At 70.2% G+C, this 5,246-nt stretch carries 7 protein-coding genes and 1 riboswitch; of the genes, 3 read left to right on the forward strand and 4 right to left on the reverse strand.

Features of this window, described 5'->3' with window-relative positions:
* Positions 1 to 324 (forward strand): hypothetical protein (locus tag VGD44_RS22750; protein WP_331090669.1); only part of this gene is annotated, 324 nt, incomplete at its 5' end.
* Positions 324 to 1,175 carry a KPN_02809 family neutral zinc metallopeptidase gene (ypfJ, locus tag VGD44_RS22755; protein ID WP_331090670.1) on the forward strand — a complete coding sequence of 284 codons (852 nt, stop codon included), beginning with the start codon at positions 324 to 326 and terminating at the stop codon, positions 1,173 to 1,175. The genes VGD44_RS22750 and ypfJ, both read left to right, overlap by 1 nt.
* Here ypfJ and VGD44_RS22760 read toward each other — a convergent pair.
* The 4 genes from VGD44_RS22760 to VGD44_RS22775 are packed head-to-tail and all read right to left on the reverse strand — an operon-like array spanning position 1,172 to position 3,762.
* Positions 1,172 to 1,876 carry an aspartate/glutamate racemase family protein gene (locus tag VGD44_RS22760; protein ID WP_331090671.1) on the reverse strand — a complete coding sequence of 235 codons (705 nt, stop codon included), beginning with the start codon at positions 1,874 to 1,876 and terminating at the stop codon, positions 1,172 to 1,174. The genes ypfJ and VGD44_RS22760 overlap by 4 nt on opposite strands.
* Positions 1,876 to 2,892, reverse strand: a complete 1,017-nt coding sequence (locus tag VGD44_RS22765) for a D-cysteine desulfhydrase (protein WP_331090672.1) — start codon at positions 2,890 to 2,892, stop codon at positions 1,876 to 1,878. Before VGD44_RS22765 ends, VGD44_RS22760 begins: the two co-directional genes overlap by 1 nt.
* Positions 2,893 to 2,916: 24 nt before the next feature.
* Positions 2,917 to 3,297 (reverse strand): hypothetical protein, encoded by a 381-nt coding sequence (locus VGD44_RS22770; RefSeq protein WP_331090673.1) that lies wholly within the window; start codon positions 3,295 to 3,297, stop codon positions 2,917 to 2,919.
* Between the two features lie 48 nt (positions 3,298 to 3,345).
* A complete protein-coding gene (locus VGD44_RS22775) occupies positions 3,346 to 3,762 on the reverse strand; it encodes a hypothetical protein (RefSeq protein WP_331090674.1) in 417 nt (138 codons plus the stop codon).
* Between the two features lie 100 nt (positions 3,763 to 3,862).
* A riboswitch (TPP riboswitch) is annotated at positions 3,863 to 3,970 on the forward strand.
* Positions 3,971 to 4,014: 44 nt separating this feature from the next.
* Between VGD44_RS22775 and thiC the strand changes: the two genes are divergently transcribed.
* Positions 4,015 to 5,246 (forward strand): phosphomethylpyrimidine synthase ThiC (gene thiC / locus VGD44_RS22780; RefSeq protein ID WP_331090675.1); only part of this gene is annotated, 1,232 nt, incomplete at its 3' end.

Below are 5,246 nucleotides of genomic sequence, written 5' to 3' on the forward strand. Positions count from 1 at the left end.
GCCGCCGCGCTGGCGGTCGCCGCCACCGGCGCTTACGCCCAGCCCGTCCTTCAGCAGCTGGAGGACCTGCGCATGCAGCAGGAAGCGGCGAACCGGCGCGCCATCGACCAGTCCAACCAGCTGATGGCGCTGGAGGCCCGCTTGCGGGCCGACCAGGCGTCGGCCGATCTGCAGAGGAGCGCGCCCCGCGTGCCTGAACTCCGCTACGAACCCTCGACGCGCCGCGGGACCGCCGCGGCCGCGGCCCGGTTCCCATCCATCCCCGACGCCGCCCTCGCCGACTCCAACCGGCGGGTGCAGGACGCCGCCCGGAACCGCCGCTGATGCGCTGGGGCGGCGGTGAGGGCTCGGGCAACATCGAGGACCGGCGCGGGCTGGGGTCGGTGGGCGTGGGCGGCCTGGGCATCGGCGGCGTCGTGCTGGCGCTGGCGGGCTACTTCTTCTTCGGCATCGATCCGTCGACGACCATGGGCGTGGTCAGCAACGTCTCGCCCCAGGCGCAGCAGCAGGAGGGCGTGCGCGGCACGCCGGCCGACGAGGCCGGCCGCTTCGTCGATGTCGTGGCCACCAATGTCGACGAGGTCTGGAGCCGGGAATTCCAGGAGGCCGGCCAGAACTACCGGCGCCCCGAGTCGATCGTGCTCTACGACCGCGCCACCGGCACCGGCTGCGGCATGGGCCAGTCGGCCATGGGGCCATTCTATTGCCCGGCGGATCGCAAGGTCTATCTGGACCTCTCGTTCTGGCAGGAGCTGGAGCAGAAGTTCGGCGCGGGCGGCGAGGCGGCGCGGGCCTATGTGATCGCCCATGAGATCGGCCACCACGTTCAGAACCTGACCGGCGCCAACGCGCGGGCCGAGCGCATGGGCGCCAAGGGGGCGGAGAGCGGCTCGGTGCGGCTGGAGCTGCAGGCCGACTGCTACGCCGGCGTGTGGGCGGCCAACGCCGCGGCGGTTTCGGGCGGGCAGGTGTCGCTGGATCCGAAAGACATCGAGGACGGCCTGCGCGCCGCCGCCGCCGTCGGCGACGACACCCTGCAGCGCAAGAGCCAGGGCCAGGTCATGCCCGACGCCTTCACCCACGGCAGCTCCGAGCAGCGCATGCGCTGGTTCCGCAAGGGCGCGGACGCGGGCGACGCCGCGGCATGCGACACCTTCGGGGCGGCGCGGCTCTAAGCCGGCACGTGGGGTAGCGGCTCCCAGCCCAGGCAGACGGCGACGCAGTGGCGGGCCAGGAGGTCGCCCGGATCGATCAGTTCGAGGCGGACGTCGTGGTCGTCGAGCACCAACGGCACCTCGGTGCAGCCGGCGATCAGCACCTCGGCGCCGGCCTTGCGCAGCTCCTCGGCATAGCCCTGCATCTCGCGGGTGACGTCGTCGCCCAGGTCGCCCGATTTGATCCGGTAGAGGCTTTGCATGAACGCCTCCTGCCGCTCGGGCGGCAGGGAGATGAGCCCCATAGCGTGGGCGGCGAGGTATTCGCGGTAGAGCTTCAGCGCCCCCTTGGTGCCCAGTACGCCGGCGCGCATGGCGCCCGTGCGGCCGGCGGCCTCGGCGGCCAGCTCGATCATGTCGATCAGCGGCAGGCCCGAGGCGCGCTGGATGACGTCGGCGTGGGCGTGCGCGGTGTTGCACGGCATGGCCAGCACCTCGGCGCCGGCGCCGCGGAGCGCCCCCGCCATCTCGGCCAGCACGCCGCCCGCGCCCGAGCCGGGAACGTTGCGGTCGGGCGCCTTGGGGTTGATGTCGGCGATGACCCGGATGTGGTCCTGGTCCTTCTCCGCGGGCGTGTAGGCCTGCAGCTTGGCCAGGAACTCCACGGTGGCCGCGGGGCCCATGCCGCCCAGGACACCAAGCGTCAGGGAACCGTCCGACATCAGAGCTTCCCCTCCAGTTCCGACTGGTAGCCGAACAGGCCCTGCGCGCCACCGGTGTGCAGGAACACCACGGTCTCGCCGTCGAAGTCGCCGCGGTTCGAAAGCGCGATCAGCCCCTTCATCGCCTTGCCGGTGTAGACGGGGTCCAGGAGGATCCCGTCGGTGCGGGCGATGGTCTTGAGCGCGTCGATCACCGCCTGGTCGATCAGGCCGTAGCCCGCGCCCACGAAGTCGCAGTCGGCCACGACCATCTCGCGCGCCACGCGGTCCTCGTGGCCCAGCAGGGCGGCGGTCTCGCGGGCCAGCTTGAAGACGTTGGCCTCCTGGGCCTCCTTGGGGGCGCGCACGCCGATGCCCAGCACCGGGATGTCGGCGCCCATGACGGCCAGGCCCGCCACCAGGCCCGCATGGGTGCCGGCGCTGCCGGTCGCGGTGACGATGCGGTCGATCTCCAGCCCGGCCTCGTTGGCCTGGGCCACCAGCTCCAGCGCGCATTCTGCGTACCCCAGCGCGCCGATCGAGTTCGAGCCGCCGCCCGGGATCACGTAGGGCCGTCCGCCCGCATCGGCCACCTCGGCGGCGGTCCTGGCGAGCTCCACGTTCATGTCGGTCCCGCCGGGCACAGTGCGGATGTTCGCGCCCAGCAGTTCGTCCAGCAGGACATTGCCCGAGCGGTTGTAGTCCTGGGCGTTGGAGCCGGTGCGCGCCTCGAGGATGATCTCGCACCTCATGCCGAAGCGGGCAGCGGCCGCCGCCGTCTGGCGCACGTGGTTCGACTGGGTCGCCCCCTGCGTCACCAGGGTGTCGGCGTCGTTGGCCAGGGCGTCGCCCAGGAGGAACTCGAGCTTGCGGGTCTTGTTGCCGCCGCCGGCCAGCCCGGTGCAGTCGTCGCGCTTGATCCAGAGCGCCGGCCCGCCTCCGCCCGGCCGCGCCAGGTGCTCGGTCAGGCCGGGCAGGGGCTCGAACGGCGTCGGCAGGTGGGCGAAGCGGACGGGATTGAAGCGGGCAAGATGCATGACCCACCCGCTATAGGCTTCCCGCTACGGCTTCAACTTCCTGGGCAGAGCCTCCACCTCTTGCGGGGTCAGCTTCACGAGGCTCTGCGCGGCACAGTAACCGCTGCGGGCCTGCAGGCCGAGCTGGCTGGCCTTGCAGATCTTCTCGCGGCCGCGGGTGTTGAACGCGATCGGGTCGGCCGAGACGGCGCTGCGGAAGCAGGCCTGGGCGGTGTCCACCCGATAGACGCCCTTGCCATAGACATTCATCAGCATGGTGTCCTGGTCCACGACCGTGTGGTTGCGGACGAGGTGCATCAGGATGCAGTCGTCGCCCGAAAGCGACGCTTCCTGAGCCGGCTTGGCGGCCGAGGCCGCGGTCCCGAACATGGCGGCCGCGGCGAAGGCGGCGATCAGAAGCTTCATAGACGGATCTCCAAGCCTCTCCCCCTGCGCCCAGAATAGGGCTTTGCCTTACGGCTTCAACTTCCTCGGCAGAGCGGCGATCTCGTCCGGCGACAGGCGCACGATGGAGTCGACGATGCAGGGCGTCGCGAAGCCGCCCTTCGAGATCGAGACGTCCATGTCGATCGGCTTGCAGATGATCGTCGAGCCGGGCGGGCTGCGCGTGATGATCGGGTCGGACGCCGTCGCCCCGGCGAGGCAGGCGCCCCGCATCGTCACCCGGTAGGACTCCTTGCCGCGCACGTTGATCAGGAGGGTGCTGGGATCGCCGATCGTGTGGTTGCGGATCTCCTGGCTGCGGAAGCACTGTCCGGCCGGCAGGCCAGCGCCCGATGGGGGCGGAGGGCCCAGCGGCGAGGGCTTGGCGGCGATGGCGGCGCCCGCGGCGCTGACGCCCAGGGCCAGGGCGATGGTGGCGAGCCTCATGGGCATGTCTCCTGCTACTCCCCGTCTATCCAGCATACGCCCGAGCTGGTTCATCGTCTGCATTTCTGGTGGCGGCGGCCCGCCAACAGGCCTACATCTCTGCGCATCCTCGGGGGGCCGCGCTTGAGCGGCTGAGAGGTGGGTGAGCCCACGACCCGTCGAACCTGATCCGGGTCATGCCGGCGAAGGGAAGGGCCCTCATCGACCCCAACCAGCGCCCGTGATCCGTCCGAGCTTTTGAGGACGCGCACGATGAACAAGCCGACCGGCAAGCTGGCCGCCGACGCCATTCCCACCGGCGAACGCCCGGGGTCGAAAAAGGTCTGGCAGCCGGGCGTGCAGTGGCCCGACATCCGTGTGCCGTTCCGCGAGGTGGCCGTGCATCCGTCGGCGAACGAGCCGCCGCTGACGCTCTACGACACCTCGGGGCCCTACACCGACCCCACAGCGAAGATCGACATCGAGAAGGGCCTGCCGAAGGTCCGCGAGCCGTGGGTCGTGTCGCGCGGCGACATCGAGATCGTCGAGGCGCCGCGCCAGGTGAAGCCCGAGGACAACGGCTTCGCCAAGGGCGAGCACCTGGCGCCGCAGTTCAACGCGCCCCGCCGGGTCTATCGCGCCAAGGCCGGCGTGACCGTGACCCAGCTCGAGTATGCGCGCCGCGGCATCGTCACGCCCGAGATGGAATATGTGGCGATCCGCGAGAACCTGCGCCGCCAGCAGAACGACGCCTTCATCAAGGACGGCGAAGGCTTCGGCGCCGAGATCCCCGACTGGTGCACACCCGAGTTCGTGCGCGACGAGGTGGCCCGCGGCCGGGCGATCATCCCGGCCAACATCAACCACACCGAGCTCGAGCCGATGGCGATCGGCCGGAACTTCCTGGTCAAGGTCAACGCCAACATCGGCAACTCGGCCGTCCTCTCCACCGTCAATGACGAGGTGGACAAGATGGTTTGGTCGATCCGCTGGGGCGCGGACACGGTCATGGACCTATCGACCGGCCGCAACATCCACAACATCCGCGACTGGATCATCAGGAACGCCCCGGTGCCAATCGGGACGGTGCCGATCTACCAGGCCCTGGAGAAGGTGAACGGCGTCGCCGAGGACCTGAACTGGGAGGTGTTCCGCGACACCCTGATCGAGCAGGCCGAGCAGGGCGTGGACTACTTCACCATCCACGCGGGCGTGCGGCTGCCGTTCATCCCGCTGACCGCCAAGCGCGTCACCGGCATCGTCAGCCGCGGCGGCTCGATCATGGCCAAGTGGTGCCTCGCCCACCACCGCGAGAACTTCCTCTACGAGCACTTCGAGGACATCTGCGAGATCATGAAGGCGTACGACGTCTCGTTCTCGCTGGGCGACGGCCTGCGCCCCGGTTCGATCGCCGACGCCAACGACGAGGCCCAGTTCGCCGAGCTGCGGACCCTGGGCGAGCTCACCAAGGTGGCCTGGAAGCACAACGTCCAGGTGATGATCGA

The organism is Phenylobacterium sp., from assembly GCF_036402295.1.
GTDB lineage: Bacteria > Pseudomonadota > Alphaproteobacteria > Caulobacterales > Caulobacteraceae > Phenylobacterium.